This window comes from Litoribacter ruber (assembly GCF_018500185.1).
Lineage (GTDB): Bacteria > Bacteroidota > Bacteroidia > Cytophagales > Cyclobacteriaceae > Litoribacter > Litoribacter ruber.
On sequence record NZ_JAHBGI010000001.1, the window covers coordinates 191909 to 209380 of the forward strand.

Sequence of the window (17472 nt, forward strand, 5' to 3'; positions counted from 1 at the left end):
TCGGGGTATTTTTCCATAAAAAAAGCCGCTGGAGTGATCCAGCGGCTTTTTAATGTTGGGGAAATTTTTGCTTAAGCAACCTTTTTGGTTTCCTCTGCAGCTTTTTCCTGGGCAATTTCTCTCTTCATCAAATCCACTACGATCGGAGATGCAATGTAGATGGAAGAATAGGTACCCACCAATACACCAATCAAGAGTGCAAAGGAGAAGCCTGCCAATACCTCACCACCAAACACCAACAATACCAATACCACGATAAGGGTAGTAGCAGAGGTGATCAGGGTTCTGGACATGGTTTGGTTGATCGCGTCGTTGAACATGGTTACCAACTTGGAAGTACCTCTGTTGGAGATGTTTTCACGGATACGGTCAAATACAATCACGGTATCATTTATAGAGTAACCTACTACCGTCAGCATGGCAGCGATGAATACCTGATCGATCTCGAAAGTGGCTCCCAACGCACTAGCAATGGCAAATGCTGCAATCACAAAGGCTGTATCGTGTACCAAGGCAATGATAGATGCCAAGGAGAACTGCCACTTGCGGAACCTCAACAAGATATAAAGGAAGATGGCTACCAAAGCAAAGAACATCGCCTCCATAGAAGAGTTCTTAATGTCATCCGCTACGGTAGCACCCACTTTGGATGAACCGATTAGTGCAAATGAATTTGCCTCCAATCTTCTGGCATCATTTACTCGATTGAATCCTGTGATTTCGGTGATACCTGCCAAGACTCTTTCTTCCACTTCTCTGTTAGCCTCATCAGAATCTTCGTTGATCAGATAAGAGGTGGTGATTTTAAGGATATTGTTTCCTCCAAAAGTTTTGGCTTCCACTGAGCCGTCCATCTGAGCATCAAGACCTGTTTTGATGTCAGTAGTAGTCACCGGCTCGCTAAACTCAACTGTGTAGGTACGCCCGCCGGTGAAGTCCACACCGAATTTAAGGCCGTTTACGGCTGCTACGGCAAGACCAACGACAATGATACCCGTAGAGATGATATAGGCCACCTTACGCTTGCTCATGAAGTCGATGTTCAAGTTGGAAAGGGCATTTCTGGAATATGGCGTAGAGAAAGAGATGGAGCTCTTGTCACCTTTCTTGCTCATCCAATATACAATCACTCTGGTGATGAATACAGCAGAGAAGAATGAAGATGCAATACCAATCATCAATACGATGGCAAAACCTTTTACAGGTCCCTGTCCAAGTGCATAAAGGATAGCACCGGTAAGGAAAGTAGTCACGTTTGAATCCAAGATTGCGCTGAAGGCTTTGTTGTAACCGCTGCTGATCGCCTGAAGGATACCTGCACCGTTTCTAAGCTCCTCTTTGATACGCTCAAAGATCAAGACGTTGGCATCAATCGACATACCGATGGTCAATACGATACCCGCGATACCAGGCAAGGTAAGCGCAGCTCCCAACTGGGCAAGGATACCCAAGATAAAGAAGATGTTGAATACCAAAGCCGCAATGGCGATAAATCCACCTTTGGCAAAGTAGGCTACCATGAATAATACCACTAGCACCAAGCCAGCCACCATGGAGTAGATCCCCTGATTTTGGGCTTCTACACCCAATGTAGCACCGATCATGGCTTCTTCCACGATTCTGGTAGGAGCAGGTAGCGTACCTGATTTCAGGATGTTGGCCAAATCCTTGGCTTCTTCGATAGTGAAGTTACCGGTGATTTCAGATTGTCCCGAAGGGATCTCACCCTGCACGGTAGGGGCAGTATATACATAGTCATCCAATACTACGGCGATTCTTCTACCGATGCTTTCTGAAGTCAATTTTCTCCACTTTCTGGCACCATCGGCATTCATCTGCATGCTTACAGCAGGTCTGGAGCTCTGGTCATAAGACTGGCGCGCATCGGTGATCACATCACCTTCCAATGGAGCCTGCTCGGTTCCTCTTGGAGTTTTGATGGCGTGCAGTTCAAGCAATTCCTGTCCGTCAGCCTTCTGAGGCTTCACAGACCATAGGAATCTTACGTCTCTTGGCAATACGGATCTTACATCCTCACGGGCCAAGATTCTGTTGATCGTTACGGTATCTTTCAAGTCATACACCAAGCCGTAGTTGGCCTGAAGTAAGGATAGCAATGGGGATACATCAGATGAGAAGTCGTCACCATCTGCTCCTTCGGCAAGCTGACGGGCAAGGTCGCCTTCCTCATCATCTTCGTCGCCGTCCTGCTCAGGCTGCTCAGCCGGCTCTTGGCCTGCACCTCTCTGCGCCTGCGCTTCAGCTACTAGGATAGCATTGGCTCTCTCGATGGCATCGCCAAACTCGTTGATCTCAGCGACTTCCCAAAACTGCAGCTTGGCTACACCTTGAAGTAGGTTTCTTACCCGCTCAGGGTTGTCTACACCTGGAAGCTCAATCTGGATTCTTCCCGAACCCTGGATACGCTGGATGTTTGGCTGTGCAGTACCGAAACGGTCCACACGGGTTCTAAGAATGTTGAAGGAACGCTCGATGGCGTTTTCCACCTCATTGTCGATAAGTTTCAATACCTCGGCATCAGAAGTCTCCAAAGAGATACGGCCTCTGTTGGCTGCTGTCGCAAATACGGAGTTTAACTTTCTGTCGCCGGCTTTTTCTTTCCAGGCATCATAAAAGATGTCCACAAACTTCTCATTGCTGGTTTTGGCTCTTTCCTGGGCCGTTTCCACAGCCTGGTTGAACGTAGCGTCCTTGCTGTTTCCGGAAAGGCCTCTTACGATTTCCACTGGAGATACTTCAAGGGTCACGTGCATCCCGCCCTGAAGGTCAAGTCCAAGACCCAGTTCGGTTTCTTTTACCTCTTTGTAGGTAAACTCGGCTCCTAGGAACCTGTACACCGGCAGCCTCCATACGGAGTCAAGGTAAGACTGCTTTTTGCTGAAATCCACATTGCCCACATTGTCCGTGGCATATGCTTCGGCGTCTCTTTGGACGCGGTTAGAGATAAATGTAAATGACAGGTAGTACAGGCAAAGCGCTGTAATGATTACCGTCAAAAACACTATGACACCTTTGTTACGCATAGTAATAATTGATATAAAGTAAATTGATTGATTTTCTTAAATTGGGAGTGAGGGCATAGCAATGCCATCTGCCTGAGTGCTCAGGCGGCTGAGGGTAGCAAAAAATGAATTAGGGGGCGTTGGGAGAGATAATCCTGGTCAACAGGATCTCCAAAAAATGGCTGGGATAGCGGGATACCTGCTCCTTTACGGTGAAGGTTTCCTTTTCAAACCCGATGATCTCATAGATGAAGTACAGGGCAGTCTGGGCGATGGTGGTAGCAAAGGGTACCACGGCATCCACGGCCACATCAATGAATGTTTCATTTTCATCAGTGTCCTTGTCGCTGCCGGCAGCCTGCTCCATCTTGGATTTGGCCGAATCAAACATAATAAACCTCTCTGACCCGGAGATCAGGATGCAGAAAAACACTACCATCAATATGGTAACCCTTTCCTTCAATAGGCTTCTATTTTTTCTGTTTCGATTCATTAACGGCAAATATAAAGATATTTCAATACATCTCCACTTTTTTAAAAAGAATTTAGGAGCAGAATGGTTCCGATTGATAAATATTTATTTGTCAATGAGTTAGGGAGTGGTTTATGGCTTATGGTTTAAGGTTTATGGGGAAAGTTGTTTTCCGCTGTCAACCTTTGAGTGTTTAATTGCTGCCATCGCTAGGCTGCTTAGTACATAGTACATCGTTCTTAGTACACATTTGGTACAAAGTACAATGTACCAGGTACCAAGTACATCGCAGGTCAGACTGCTTTCCCCAATCTCTGGCCTTTCCGGGTGTTTTTGCGTTCGTGCTACGCACTCATTTTTTTATTCGTGGTGTTTATTGGGGCAAGGTGCCTAGTGGGATCTCAGGAAGTCCCTTGCGTCCCCTCGCGCGCTAAACCTCTAAACCTCCCGCCGCGCGATAGCGCCGGGAAATAACCCTCTAAACTGATGATTTAATAAGCCTTAGTTCCCTCTATATTATCTCAGCTTTTAGTTTTAGATAGGACTTTACCAAGTCAAGAGCGCGGTCGAAGCTGTCGTTGTTGGGGACGATGATGTCGGCTTCGTGTTTGAAGGGCTCAATGTATTTTTCATAGGTGGGCATCACGTGTTTTTCATACCTATATAATACATCGTCCAGGTCATAGCCTCTTTCCACTTTGTCGCGCACAATTCGGCGCTTGAGTTTGATGTAATCCTTGGCGTCAATGAAGACCTTCAGATCCAGCAAATCAGCAAGTTCTGGATAATATAATACGAAGATCCCCTCGACCACCACTACGGGCGCCGGCTTGAATTCCAGCATTTTGGGGATTTTGTTGGGGTTGTTGAAGGTGTATTCCTGACGGTAAACGGTTTCTCCGTTATGGATTTTGCGGATGTCTTCGGCGTACTGTTCGAAATCTATGGAGTGGGGGGTGTCAAAGTTGTGGATACCGCGGTCATCCAGGGGTTGCTGGTGACGGGGCTTGTAATAGTTGTCCTGGGAAATTAAGCAGACTTGATGGGGTTCGAAAGAGTTGAGCAACCTTTCCAGAAAAAGGGTTTTGCCTGAGGCGCTACCTCCGGTGATCCCCACGATGTATGGTTTATTCATGGGGGACAAAATTATAAAAAAACTTTCAATCTCCCTGCTCTCAGAAATAAGAATGCAGAAAATCGGCCAGTTTTTCCACTGCCTGCCCGCGGTGACTGATCTGGTTTTTGTCTTCCAGGCTCATTTCAGCAAAGGTCACCTCAAAATCCGCCGGCTTGAATACAGGATCATAACCAAACCCCTTTTCACCCGATCTGCCTTCCGTGATTTCCCCCTGGGCGATGCCTTCAAACTTGTGTTCCTCTCCCTCCAGAATCAGTGCGATGACGGTTCGAAACCTGGCGGAGCGGTTGGCATGGCCTTTCAGTTTTTCCAGCAAAAGATCAATATTGCGTTCATCACTTCTCGGTTCGCCGGCAAATCTGCCCGAATACACCCCGGGGGCATTGCCCAGGGCTTCCACTTCCAGTCCTGTGTCATCCGCAAAGCAGCTCACCCCGTAATTGTCATAAACATACCTAGCTTTCTCAAATGCATTATATTCCAGGGTATCGCCCGTTTCGGGCAGCTCTACTTCGCATCCTATGTCTTTAAGGGACAGGAGGGTATAGTTTTCACCCAAGGCGGCTTTTACTTCTTCTATCTTTTTGGGGTTGTTGGTGGCAAAGCAGATCTTCATTTCTCTTGTTTTTTTTATTTGTTATATGGGTTGATTTATGAATGAATGAACGGTGGTGAGGGTGTTTTGTCGGAAGTAATTTTGTTTAAATGGCTTAAAGTCAAGTTTTCATAAAAGGTTAATATAAATTTAACATGACAAATATGCATAAATACTTGATTTAGATACCTTAAAAATGTACTTTTAACACAGAAAATTGCATTTCAAATACTCTATTTGGTTGACTGCTTCAAATGAGAATTATATTTCCACGAAGTGCAAATATCAGAAATAAATTTTTAAAATAAGATTTTTAGTTGTGCGTATGAATTCCCAGATTCCCCGAGTGCTACTGATTTCTTCATGCGGAACCACCAAAACTAAAGTAGAGAAACTTTTAAGCAAAAATGGGTTCCTGATTGAAAGAGTTAGTCAGATTGAAGAAATAGACGGTTTTTTTAGAGAAAATTGCGTTGATGCTATACTTTGCGACCAGATGATCAACGGTAGGGCCGGAATGGACCTTTTCCAGCAATTCCAGTTGGTTTTTCAGTCTACACCGTTCTTTTTAATCATGAATGAGTTTGATGCCGACGAGGTGATGATTGCCTTGGAGGTCGGAGTGACCAATTTGATTTTCCCTCCATTTTCAAAAACCTCCCTAATTGGCAAGATTGAAAATGAGCTGATCAAGCGAAAAAATGCCAACCTCTTTAAGGTTAATGAGTTTGCGGAGCTTTTTGAGGAGTCGCTGGCTTTGAAGATATTGATGCGGGACGATAAGATTTTTAAATGTAATGCAGCCTTGACTGAAATGAACCCTGAATTTTTTGGCGCCGCTGAGGGGAAAAGTTTTGAGGAGGTTTTTGATGTAGAGCTCCACAAAAGCAATCGGTTAAATATAAAAAGACTTCAATCGGGGGTTTCCAATATTGTAAAGCTCAACCGAGTGAAATGCAAATATTCCGATTGTCTCTTTGATATGTTGCTTTTTAAAGGCAGTCAGGGTGAGCAGGGCGAATATTTGATAGAACTTACATTACTGGAGAAGGGGAATTCGAATGATAATTCCGAAGAAATTAAGCTTCCTGCTGGGGTGCCTGTGAATTATGAGGCGATAGGGGAAAAAGTCCATTTGACGGATAGGGAGTTACAGGTGCTGGAGCTTTCCGCTGCCGGATTGCCTATCAAGGTAATAGCCGAGGAATTGAGTGTGTCCAACCGTACAGTTGAAAAGCACCGGGCCAATATTATGGAGAAGCTTGGGGCTGGAAATATTATAGAGGCGATCATCGCCTGGTATGTCCAGATCGGGGTAATAAAAGGGCCCAATTCTGAAAGCCATTTGAAAAGCGGTGTCTTAAATTAAACCTGTCCATATCCATTAAAACATATAGCTCCTGCCTACAAGCGGGAGCTTTTTTAATTGGCGAGTAAAATTTCTCGCAGCGATCGCAGCGATTTTCGCAGCGCCGCAGCGAGAAATCATTGTGGGACTCGGCAGAGGCGGGATCGAAAACCGATGCCTTGCCGCCGTGTTTTGGATCGAAGTGAGCTCTTGACGCAAAAAAATGGGACACAGACCTGCCTGCGCAGGCAGGGTTCCGCTGAGTTTTATGGAGTTTCTCAGAGCTTGCCTTTGCTGCAAGCAGGCCTGTCTGCCGACAAAGGCAGGTTTCCTTCATCGCGGAGATATAGGGAGTGCTTGGAAAAAGGGTCAATTAGATTAGAACTTGACTATGCTACAAGATTTATTTTTGGATTGACTACTAGGCTGAATTCTGGAATTGACTGAGTGATTATACGTAGACGATTTTTTAGCCTTTAGACGATTCTTTTGCATACGCGGTTTAAGTATTGTTAAATGTATTTCCAAACCATAAAAAAGTAATTGGTAAGTAAAAACCCTTATGTAATGTTGAAAATTTTTTAGGGTAAAATTACGTATTGTAGGCCTTTTGGGCATTCGATACCTTTGTAAAAGAAGCTTACGAAAAGCATTTTAAAATCTTTGAAAAGCAAATTTTTAAATACAAAGGTCATGAATTATTTCTTCATTCTTCCGCTCCTCATTTTAGGCTGCTCAGTGAGTTTTTCCAGTCAGGCGCAACAATCCAACGATAAGAAAAGCAAAGGCAGCACTGCTGTCAAATCCGAAGCTTCCCCCGGCGACACACTTACCATCAAATCTTATGGTCCAAACAACCAGGTGAAGATCGATACCCTCTTGGTGAGCGGAACCGACACCCTGAAAGTGATCAACGGGCGCACGGTGGGCGAGATCAACCAGAAGGGAGAAAGCAACAAGGTGGAGATCAACCATAAAAGACACCCCAACAATACTTCCGGCCAAAAGGTGACCATCACCCAAACCGGCAGCAACAACAGTGTCAAAATCAACTCAGGCAATTAATTTATGTATAATCAATAAAAATCAATTTACTCAATTTTAACTTTTAACTTTTATTTATTATGAAAAAAACAAGTTTAGTTTTCGCGATGTTGTTTGCCGGCGGCTTTGTGTTTGCCCAAGGTAGCAATACTGCCACTGTGGAACAGAATGGTAATAATCATGAGGCTGAGGTAAATCAGACGGGAATTAATAATAACAGCTCTGTATTAATAACAGGTGGAAATGGATCTCTAGTAAATGTAGATCAAGTAGGAGTGTCAAACTCGGCAAGTTTTGTAGGTAGTGGAAGTGTAACTGGTACCCAACTTCAGGTGGGAAGTAACAATAGTGCAGTTGCTGGGTCAAATGGATTCGGTAATAATTCCGTAATTAACCAGATTCAGTTAGGAAATAGGAACTCTGCAGATGCAAGTAATTGGTCTCAATCTAGTAATAACTTTGTGGATCAAACTCAAGTTGGGAATGACAATACTGCACAGGCTAGAAGACTGAGAGGGTTTGACAGAGTTGAGGTGACCCAAACTCAGTTAGGTAACAGAAATACTGCGTTATTAAATCCAGAAGGTAGTGGTCAGTATTATGCTGATGGTGGGTTTGTAAGACAAATTCAAATTGGAAATGATAACACCTCTACCGCAAGTAGAATACAAGGAGCTGGAAGAATTAGTGGTACTATAATTCAAGAGCAATATGGTTCTGATAATATATCTACCTTTAGGTTGGGGGCTGATGCCGATGCGAGATCTTTTCAATTCGGAAATGAAAATGAAGCTTCAATTGATCAAAGAGATGGATTCAATGTTGGTTTTATTTCTCAAGTTGGAAATCTGAATGAGGCTTCTGTATCTCAAGAAGGTGGTGATAATGATGCATCCGTTTACCAGTTCGGATCTGAAAACGAGGCGGCAATAGATCAGTCTGCGGAAAACAATATGGCTGGTGTTTATCAGTTGGGTAATAGAAATGAGGCTTCAATTGATCAATCTGCTAGAGATAATAGTGCTGACATTTATCAAGCTGGTAGAGACAACTATGCATCCATAGCTCAGTCTGCTCGGGGTAATGACGCTCTAATCAAGCAAGCTGGTTCTGATAATAACGCTAGCATTGATCAATCTGCAAGAGAAAACGAGGCCTCAATTTATCAGCTAGGTAGAAACAATATGGCTTCTATTGATCAATCAAGCGGAGGCAATGATGCTACTATTAAGCAGGCGGGTTCTGACAACGAAGCTACTATCTCACAAGTAAGCGGCTCTAATTTTGCATATTTGTCTCAGTGGGGTAAAGGAAACGAAGCTTCAATTGAGCAAAGCGGTGGGCATGATGCTTTGATTAAGCAAGCTGGTAACCATAACATGGCATCAATTGATCAGTCTAATAGCTGGGGTGGTGCTGGTAGTGATGCCACAATCAAGCAGTATGGGAATGGTAACGATGCTTCTATTACTCAAGCCTCTACATTTTTTGCAAGCAATTCTGCAAGTATTATGCAAAAAGGTAATGGCAATGATGCTTCAATTTCTCAGAATTCTACTTTAATTGGAAACACTGCAGAAGTGACCCAAAAAGGCAATGATAACTTCACTCTTGTCAAGCAAGGTGGAGGAAGCAACATGGCTCAAGTGCTTCAGCATGGTAATGATAACAGAGCATATGTAAATCAGCATACGGCTGGCAACACTGCAACTGTTACTCAAATGGGCAACGGTAACGTAGCGAGAGTTACTCAAAGATAATAATTGCAGATACTTACATTAAAAAAGGGAATAGCTTCTATTCCCTTTTTTTGGTAACTTTATCTTTTCAGAGAGTTGTTTTGATGTGTTAAATGATTGAGCTATGAAAAAGTCTTCGCTTCTAATTTTTACTTTCATTCTGTCTATTACCATTTCCCATGCCCAGCAAGAGGAAGAGCTTACTAGATGGGATCAAATTGATCTCATAAATGTGCAGGCTATTGATCTATTCATTCCTGTAGTAAGTTCAAACGCTGCCATAATCCGTCAAATAGGAGACAATAATGAAGTGGATTTAAACCAAACTCAGCAGGGACTTCATTTAAACCAAGCCATAATATTGCAGCAGGGGAATCAGAATAAATCTATTCTAGGTCAAAGCGGCTCTGGCCTTGCGACGATCCTTCAGCAAACCGGCAATCATAATCAGTTTAATTTAGGAATGTTAGGGGCCTTTATTCAAGTCAGTGCTTCACAAAATGGAAACCGTAACCAAATTAGCGGGGTAGTTGCAAATAGTAGTGCTACTCCATCCACTCTAGACTTAAGTCAGATTGGAAATAATAATCAAATTGAAGTCAATTTGATTGGAGGAAATCTCGGCGCCACTCCCGTGGTGATCAATCAACAGGGTAACAATCAAAGGGTGAGAGCCAATCAGGATAGTTTTTCTTCCCCAATCAAGATTACCCAAACTCCAGGAGCTGGAGGTGCGGGTATGCAAGTGAGCGTAACTTCTTCCCAATTTGGAATGCCAGTTAGATGACCGCATGTCTTATTAATACTAAGTTGGGTAATTTAATGGTGTGAAATGCAAATTACTCTTGACATTCCTAAATAAAATGTATTTATTGCAAGTGTTCTGCCATTTTAGTCAGATTAGTTTTGTTTTGAGTATCATGAGAGTTTTTTTTAGTTTCATATTATTTTTCATCCTTTTTCCGGCTTTTTCGCAGACGGAAGGCACTTCCGAGGTTTTAAAAAATGATACAGTTCCAGTTCAGGAAGCTCCGGAGTCTTTAAAGAATTTGTTGCAAGATATTATTGAGGGGGAGGTAAAAAAAACAAAGCGGGATGCGGAAGTTGAGATCGATGGGCTTTTGATCGATGAAACTAAAACGAAAAGTGGAAGAGATTTTTTTGACCTATTCTATAGAGATTGGGATCCACCCGAAGAAGCTAGAAACTATTCCATTTTGGTGGAGGAAAAACCATTTCGGATGAACATCACTATGGTTGAAATATACATAAATGAAACCATGGTTTTCCAATCATTTTTGCAGCCCAGGGCGGAATTTATAGAAAATCTAGCAGCAGAATCCGTTGAAACCACCCAAATGTACCTGCTTCAATATGAGCAAATTGTCAGGGACATGGAAGGAGAGGAAAGATCAGGAACAGGAATATTTTAATTTTAATAGTAGAGTTATGAAGAAGTTTTTACTAGTATTTGTTTTAGCATTTCCCTTTTGGATTGGAATGAGTGATGCCCAGCAATTGGTTTATCGGCCAATCAACCCAGCTTTTGGCGGAGAAACTTTTAATTATCAATGGATGCTTAGCTCAGCCCAAGCTCAAGATACCTTTACGGATCCTTCTGCTGATGCTTTTGGATATGGGAGAGACCCTATGGAAGATTTTGCAGAAAGCCTAAATAGGCAAATCCTAAGTAACTTGGCTAGGGAAATAGTTACACGCCAATTTGGGGAAGAAGGCCTGCAGGAAGGGAGTTACCAATTAGGCGATTACCTTATTGACATTGGCGGTGGCGGAGGTGGACTTAATGTGTCCATACGAGATTCCCGTACCGGAGCCACCACGACTGTTGAAGTACCCCATTTTTAGAGTATAACCCAAAAGATTAATGAGAGTATTTTTAAAAAGCTCTTTAATAAAGAGCTTACTGAGTATAGTTTGTCTATTTTACATTTCCGCTTGCTCCCCTTCCTTCTATCAACCTTTCAATGATAGGGATGCTACTTTGGGGCCGGAGACGAGGATGAAAAGAGAGTTATTGGACCTGCCGGAGCCTAAAGAGCCCATAGTAGTGGCAGTGTACAAATTCAGGGATCAAACCGGGCAGTATAAGGAAAGCAATATGGGTGCCAGCTGGTCGACGGCCGTGACCCAGGGCGCCACCAATATCCTGATCCGTGCCTTGGAGGAGTCCAAATGGTTCGTGCCCATTGAGCGCGAAAACATCAGCAACCTTCTGAACGAAAGAAAGATCATACGCTCAAGCCGTGAGCAATATGAAGGCACCAACAATGTACTTCTACCACCTTTGCTTTTTGCCGGAGTGTTGTTGGAAGGGGGGATCGTTTCTTATGAGACCAACGTATTCACGGGTGGTGCCGGGATGAGGTATTTCGGGGCCAATGCATCTTCCCAGTATCGGGAAGATAGGGTTACCATTTACCTTCGGGCCGTATCCACCAGTAACGGGAAAGTTCTAAAGACTATTTATACAACCAAATCCATTCTTTCCCAGGAAGTATCCGCAGGCTTTTTCCGATATGTGAAATTCAGAAGGCTCTTGGAAGCCGAAACTGGCTACACCTACAATGAGCCCACTGAAATGGCCATCACGGAAGCTGTTGAAAAAGCAGTACACAGTATGGTGTTGGAAGGTGTAATGGGGAATATTTGGGAGCTCAAGGAAGAAAATGATACCACCCAGATGTTGCTAGATCAATATGTCATGGAAAAATCCGATAATGTGGAGCACGACTATATAGGAAGGCTTCACCGATATGACCACCGATCCTCCTTCTACATCGCTCCGAAGTTTACCACCCAATCCTATTTGGGTGATTATTCAAGCAGTACGCCCCAGACGGGTTTTGCAGCCAATTATGGTTTTGGGATTTCAAACAGCTTGTTTGTGGATGGGAACCTGGGCTACCAGCAGGTCAATATCAGTGATGTGGTCAATTCTAGGGAGTTTTATGGAACTGCTGGCGTAAAATACATCGCCAATCCATCGGGGAGATTGTCGCCCTTTGCAGCTGTTGGTGCAGGGTCGTACTTTAACTTTGGAAACAATATCGCGCTTTCCAACCAGCCCTGGTTTCCCTTTATCAACTATTCAGCCGGATTGGAATATGTTTTTGGCAACAAAACCGCCTTGGTGGGGGAGGCCTATGTAAACCAGCACCTGAGCGATACCTATGACGGGGTAGTGGCAGGCAGCTTCAATGATGTCATCCTAGGCTTCAAATTCGGAATTAAAATGTATATCGGAAATTAACAGTAAAATGAAGTATATAAATTATTTGTGTTTATTGGCAATCAGCTTTTCTTTTTTGGGTTGCGAGCTTGAGAATATCGATATCGATCGATTTGGAACAATTACCGGTGTAGTCGTTGATGGGGAGTCCTATGAGCCGCTTTCTGGCGTACAGATTACCACCACCCCGGCAAGTACCAGTGTGCTTACCGATGAGGAAGGTACCTTTCAGTTGAACAAGGTCCGCTATGGGGATGTGGTGATCAATGCCCGCAAAAAGGATTTTTTATCGGGGACTATAAATATCGCCGTATATGAAGAGGAGAACACCAACCTCACTTTTTTCCTTCTTGAAGACGACCGCGATGTAGGGAATGTAGTGATTTATGATCCTGTTCCGGGTAATGGTGCCGTGGATCAGCCACTATCTTTCACCTTCCAGTGGAATGTAGATCAGGACAACAGGGACAGGGAGCTTGAGTACACCGTATATATCTTCCAATCCAACTCTACTACCCAAACCATCGTAGGGGAGAACCTCACAACCACCGAGGTCGTGGTGGCAGATCTTCAGCCGGCAACTACCTACTTCTGGTATGTAGTGGCTAAGCATGACGGAAGAAATGTGGCTAACAGCCCGACATGGACATTCAGAACAGGCAACCCATAATAATCCTATTCACGTTTAACCACTGCTTGTTCCACAGAACCGGGTCTTTGATCCGGTTTTTGTGTTTTGTTGCGGTAAGGTTTCACGCCCGCCTCCCGGAGGGCAGGCAAAGAGCGCGAAGAATACGCAAAGAGCGCAAAAGGTTTGTGCTTTCAAATCATAAGCCTTAAACTTTAAACCTTATACAATAAAAAATGGGTCACTAAGTCACACAGCCTGTCCCGAGTAGCGTAGCGAATCGGGAAAGTTAAAAAAAGGCCCAAAGTCCTCTTCGCAGTGAACTTTCCAAGTATGCCTCATGCACTTCTTACCTATTACTATTCAACTAGCCAAGCTGCTATGCACAAAAAAAGGCACCTAACTAAGTTAAGCGCCTTTTTATGATAATAAATATTCTTACTTCTTAATCCATTCCCAAGAAATCCACTTCGAATACCAACACTGAATTGGCTGGGATGGGGCCTTGATCACGGTCTCTGTAGGCATGAGGAGAAGGGATAATTAATACAGCCTTGGAACCACTTCGAAGATTTCTAAAACCATAGCTGAAACCGGCAATTCTTTGATTAGAATTTAGCACAAAAAAATCAGGCTCATAAACTTTTTCTTCATCAAAAAGACCATGCTCACGAGCTACATTTTCTAAGGTAGTTTCAAAAATTGTCCCATCAAGTAGCCTTCCAGTGTAATTGGTATAAATAACGCTTCCAGTAGAAGGCTTATTAAGTGTGCTTTCTTCTTGAATAAGAATTACAGTGCCACTTTCGTCTTCTATCTTTTCTACATATTCGTAAGGATTAGTTGCTAAATAATTTTCAATCCTTTCTCTATCTCTAGTCAGGTTCCCCATTTCATCATACTGCTCCCCAAATTCAAACTGGTCGCAGGAAAAGGCAAAAACGGCTACTACTGCCCAAATAAAACTTCTTTTCAACATCATATTTCTTCTTCTGGCGCATCCGGAATGCTTACCAATTCAATATCAAATCTTAGCGGGGTGTGAGGTTGGATAGATCCGTCTCTTGATCCTCCAGCTCCATAAGCATAAATGGAAGGGATCAATGTGGTTACAGTTTCGCCTACTTTCATATTAAAAACTGCAAAATCAAATCCTTCAATCACCTGCCCAAATCCAAAAACATAACCCCATGGCACGAAGGGTGCTTGTCTGGTGATTCCATGCTCCTGAGCAACGGAATCTACTGATGTATCGAAAACTCGTCCGTCCAAAAACCTGCCTGTGTAATTAACATACACACTGTCGCCTTGTTGTGGGCTTCTGCCGTTCTCTACCTCGTTATGCCAGATCATTACGATACCTGTACCGCCATCTTTTTCAGTTTTTACACCTGCGATGGGAGTTTCTTGCATGTATTGTTCAATACTTGTAATATCTCTATCACGAATATTCTGGAGAGACTCCTCGTCATTGATACAGGCCGCAAAAAGCAATGCGGAGCCCAAGATCGCTAAGAATGATTTTTTCATAACTGTATGCTTACTATTAGGTAAAATAAAGCCTTCGCTATTTAATTACGAAGGCTTTAAGTTTTTATTTTACGTCTGTAATTTCAACGTCAAAAACCAAAACTGAATTTGGCGCGATCACCTCACTTGCCTGGCGGCTGCCGTAAGCCAAAGGTGAAGGGATAAGCAATTTGGCTTTAGAACCTTTTCTCAACAACTGTAGACCTTCGTCCCAGCCCTGGATCACTCTGCCTGCTCCTACTTGTACCTCGATCGGCTCATATCCGCCTCTGCCTTCGCTGTAGATGCCCTGCTCTCTGGCGATGTTTTCACGGCTGGTGTCAAACACCCTTCCGTCCAACACATAACCGGTGTAATGAACCTTGGCCATGTCGCCGGCGCTCACTTCCTTACCGGAACCTTCTTCTTCAATGACGTAGAAAAGGCCTGATTCTGTCCTGTTGGCGTTCAGATTATTTTCGGCAATATACTCTTCGATTAGCTGGATATCCGTTTCGGTCTGTTGCATAGACTCTCTGGCCTGTCTTTCCTGCTGCTCTTCAGCCATGGCGGTGAAGAAATCCTGGAAGGCCGCCTCGTCCAATACGTCAACCACACCAATTCTCAATCTGATGATTTCTTCAGCAGTCAAGAATGGGGGCACGCCGAATCCACCAAACATTTTCTCAGCGGTGGTTTCTACCAAGATACTGTCACCTTTCTTAAGGTTCATGAAGATCTCATCAATACCCGTCTGGGCCTGGGCTGAATCGTTGTATTGCAAGTAAGCGGGAGCGTGTTGCTCGTAGCTGGAGATGAACGTGGAATCGTTCTCGTTTTCTGCAGTGAAGTGGTACAATACGTATTCACCGTTGTTTGGAGCCTTGGAGCCCTCCTTGATGTACTTGTACTCAGTGCCATCAGCAGTGGTTGCTTTTCTACCGCTGTCACAGCTGGATACCGCTACGGCTGTAGCCAGGATACCCCCGGCTAGGATCAAATTCTTAATGTTTCTCATCGATTAATTCTAATTGATTGAATAGGGATTGTTTGTTTTCTTTAATTAATTTCTCAAATCTTTCCACTGTATCGGGCAGGGAATCCTGGGATTTGCCCCCGGAAGCGTTTTTATGTCCTCCTCCGTTGAAATATTTTGCGGCAAATTTGTTCACGGCCACATCTTCAGTTGACCTGAAGCTAATCTTTACACCGTCCTTACGCTCTGTGAAAAGGGCGGCGATCTTGATTCCGTCCAAGGATAGGGCGTAGTTCACCAAACCTTCGGTGTCGCCTGTCTGGGAGTTGTATTTTTTTAGGTCTTTTTTGCTAATGGTAAAGTAGGCCGTCTGGAGCTCTGGCATGATGACCAGCCTTCTTGAAAGGGCAAAGCCAAGGAACTTAAGCCTATCCACCGAGTTGGTATCATAGATCAGTCGGCTGATTTTGGAATTGTCAGCCCCTAACTCAATCAGTTCGGCGGTTACCAGATGGACATTTTTGGTGGTGTTGGGATGCTTGAAGCCTCCCGTGTCGGTCATGATGCCGGAGTAAAGGCACTCGGCTATATCGCAGTCGATCAGGTCTTTGTCACCGATTTTGACAATCAGTTCATAGATAAGTTCGCAGGTGGCTGCAGCTTTGGTGCTGTGATAGGCAAAATCAGCGAAATCCTCAGGGTCTTGGTGGTGGTCGATGTTGACCTTGTAGGCGCTGGATTCCCTGATGTAGGGTTCCATGTCGTATGTTCTGCTCAGGCAGCTGAAATCCAGCCCGAAAATGATGTCAGCCTCTTTGATTTTATCAATTGCAATAGGTTGATGCTCCTCGTTTTCGAAGTTGAGGACTTCATCGTTGCTCTTCATCCAGGCCAAAAAAGAAGGATAGTCCGAGGGTGTGATTACGGTGACCTCGTGGTTCTTCTTTTTTAGGAAGTTGGCCATCCCCAGTGAGGAGCCAAGTGCATCAGCATCAGGCTTGTGGTGGGTGGTAATGACAACTTTTTTTGGTGAAGATATTTGTTTTTTAAATAACTCTAAGTCTTGCATGTGTAATGTTTTGGCTGCAGTATCCAGCACATAGGGTGCAAAGGTCTATATTATTTTCGAATTTTCCCAATGGGGATAACCGCCTATAAATGAAACCCATAAGGTTTATTTCTGGTAATTGGTTCGGACTTTACGTTAAAACCCGTAAATTTGTGCCCTATTTTAAACCTAGAAAAAAATACACAAAATGGCAACTAATAGAACATTTACTATGATCAAGCCTGATGCGTTTGGCGCAGGCAATACTGGAGCTATCCTTAAAATGATCCAAGATGCTGGATTCAAAATCGTAGCCATGAAGGCCACCAGGTTGTCAGCTGAACTTGCGGGCAAATTCTACGAAATACACAAGGAGAGACCTTTTTACAATGATTTGGTATCTTTCATGTCTTCTGGTCCAATCGTAGCAGCCATCTTGGAAAAAGACAATGCAGTAGAAGATTTCAGAAAGCTTATCGGTGCCACCAACCCAGCTGAAGCTGCTGAAGGTACTATCAGAAACATGTTTGCCAAATCTATCGACGCCAACGCCGTTCATGGTTCTGACTCTGACGAAAACGCCGAGATCGAAGGCAACTTCTTCTTCTCCCAAGCTGAAAGAGTATAATTGAAAGTTAATTGCTTAGTAAAATAAACCGCAGAGGCGAAGAGCACACGGAGATATTATTTCTCTACTGACTC

General features: G+C 43.8%; 17 protein-coding genes. 9 read left to right on the forward strand and 8 right to left on the reverse strand.

The window, feature by feature from the left end; translation table 11 throughout:
- Window positions 1-71: 71 nt before the first annotated feature.
- The 4 genes from secDF to KIH41_RS00940 all read right to left on the reverse strand — a co-directional run bounded on the left by secDF (window position 72) and on the right by KIH41_RS00940 (window position 5249).
- Window positions 72-3044, reverse strand: a complete 2973-nt coding sequence (gene secDF / locus KIH41_RS00925) for a protein translocase subunit SecDF (RefSeq protein ID WP_214161191.1) — start codon at window positions 3042-3044, stop codon at window positions 72-74.
- Window positions 3045-3153: 109 nt separating this feature from the next.
- Complete coding sequence (locus KIH41_RS00930) at window positions 3154-3516, reverse strand: hypothetical protein (RefSeq protein WP_214161192.1); 363 nt, start codon at window positions 3514-3516, stop codon at window positions 3154-3156.
- A gap of 490 nt (window positions 3517-4006) precedes the next feature.
- Window positions 4007-4630, reverse strand: a complete 624-nt coding sequence (gene udk, locus KIH41_RS00935) for a uridine kinase (RefSeq protein WP_213945218.1) — start codon at window positions 4628-4630, stop codon at window positions 4007-4009.
- A gap of 40 nt (window positions 4631-4670) precedes the next feature.
- Window positions 4671-5249 carry a non-canonical purine NTP diphosphatase gene (locus KIH41_RS00940; protein WP_214161193.1) on the reverse strand — a complete coding sequence of 193 codons (579 nt, stop codon included), beginning with the start codon at window positions 5247-5249 and terminating at the stop codon, window positions 4671-4673.
- 304 nt (window positions 5250-5553) lie between these two features.
- On the opposite strand from KIH41_RS00940, the gene KIH41_RS00945 reads away from it, so the two are divergent.
- The 8 genes from KIH41_RS00945 (at window position 5554) to KIH41_RS00980 (ending at window position 13279) form a co-directional block, all read left to right on the forward strand.
- The gene (locus KIH41_RS00945) at window positions 5554-6597 is read left to right on the forward strand and encodes a response regulator transcription factor (RefSeq protein ID WP_214161194.1); all 1044 of its coding nucleotides are present in this window, start codon (window positions 5554-5556) and stop codon (window positions 6595-6597) included.
- A 672-nt stretch (window positions 6598-7269) separates the two neighbouring features.
- A complete protein-coding gene (locus KIH41_RS00950; RefSeq protein WP_214161195.1) occupies window positions 7270-7641 on the forward strand; it encodes a hypothetical protein in 372 nt (123 codons plus the stop codon).
- 59 nt (window positions 7642-7700) lie between these two features.
- A complete protein-coding gene (locus tag KIH41_RS00955; protein WP_214161196.1) occupies window positions 7701-9380 on the forward strand; it encodes a hypothetical protein in 1680 nt (559 codons plus the stop codon).
- A 103-nt stretch (window positions 9381-9483) separates the two neighbouring features.
- Entirely contained in the window at window positions 9484-10146 is a 663-nt protein-coding gene (locus KIH41_RS00960) for a hypothetical protein (RefSeq protein WP_214161197.1), read from the forward strand.
- Window positions 10147-10279: 133 nt separating this feature from the next.
- Entirely contained in the window at window positions 10280-10792 is a 513-nt protein-coding gene (locus KIH41_RS00965; protein WP_213945212.1) for a CsgE family curli-type amyloid fiber assembly protein, read from the forward strand.
- Window positions 10793-10808: 16 nt separating this feature from the next.
- Window positions 10809-11225: a curli production assembly/transport component CsgF gene (locus KIH41_RS00970; RefSeq protein WP_213945211.1), complete on the forward strand. Its 417-nt coding sequence runs from the start codon at window positions 10809-10811 to the stop codon at window positions 11223-11225.
- Window positions 11226-11244: 19 nt separating this feature from the next.
- A complete protein-coding gene (locus KIH41_RS00975) occupies window positions 11245-12630 on the forward strand; it encodes a CsgG/HfaB family protein (RefSeq protein WP_214161198.1) in 1386 nt (461 codons plus the stop codon).
- Window positions 12631-12637: 7 nt separating this feature from the next.
- The gene (locus tag KIH41_RS00980) at window positions 12638-13279 is read left to right on the forward strand and encodes a carboxypeptidase-like regulatory domain-containing protein (RefSeq protein WP_213945209.1); all 642 of its coding nucleotides are present in this window, start codon (window positions 12638-12640) and stop codon (window positions 13277-13279) included.
- A gap of 403 nt (window positions 13280-13682) precedes the next feature.
- On the opposite strand, the gene KIH41_RS00985 is transcribed toward KIH41_RS00980, so the two are convergent.
- The 4 genes from KIH41_RS00985 to KIH41_RS01000 form a co-directional block, all read right to left on the reverse strand.
- Window positions 13683-14219: an FKBP-type peptidyl-prolyl cis-trans isomerase gene (locus tag KIH41_RS00985; protein ID WP_246535351.1), complete on the reverse strand. Its 537-nt coding sequence runs from the start codon at window positions 14217-14219 to the stop codon at window positions 13683-13685.
- Window positions 14216-14767, reverse strand: coding sequence for an FKBP-type peptidyl-prolyl cis-trans isomerase (locus KIH41_RS00990; protein WP_214161199.1), 552 nt, complete (start codon window positions 14765-14767; stop codon window positions 14216-14218). The genes KIH41_RS00985 and KIH41_RS00990 overlap by 4 nt, the downstream gene beginning before the upstream one ends.
- Window positions 14768-14831: 64 nt before the next feature.
- Window positions 14832-15764, reverse strand: coding sequence for an FKBP-type peptidyl-prolyl cis-trans isomerase (locus tag KIH41_RS00995; protein ID WP_214161200.1), 933 nt, complete (start codon window positions 15762-15764; stop codon window positions 14832-14834).
- Window positions 15751-16791: a DHH family phosphoesterase gene (locus KIH41_RS01000; RefSeq protein WP_214161201.1), complete on the reverse strand. Its 1041-nt coding sequence runs from the start codon at window positions 16789-16791 to the stop codon at window positions 15751-15753. Before KIH41_RS01000 ends, KIH41_RS00995 begins: the two co-directional genes overlap by 14 nt.
- Before the next feature lie 187 nt (window positions 16792-16978).
- On the opposite strand from KIH41_RS01000, the gene KIH41_RS01005 reads away from it, so the two are divergent.
- Window positions 16979-17398, forward strand: coding sequence for a nucleoside-diphosphate kinase (locus tag KIH41_RS01005; protein WP_213945205.1), 420 nt, complete (start codon window positions 16979-16981; stop codon window positions 17396-17398).
- The last annotated feature ends 74 nt before the right edge of the window (window positions 17399-17472 follow it).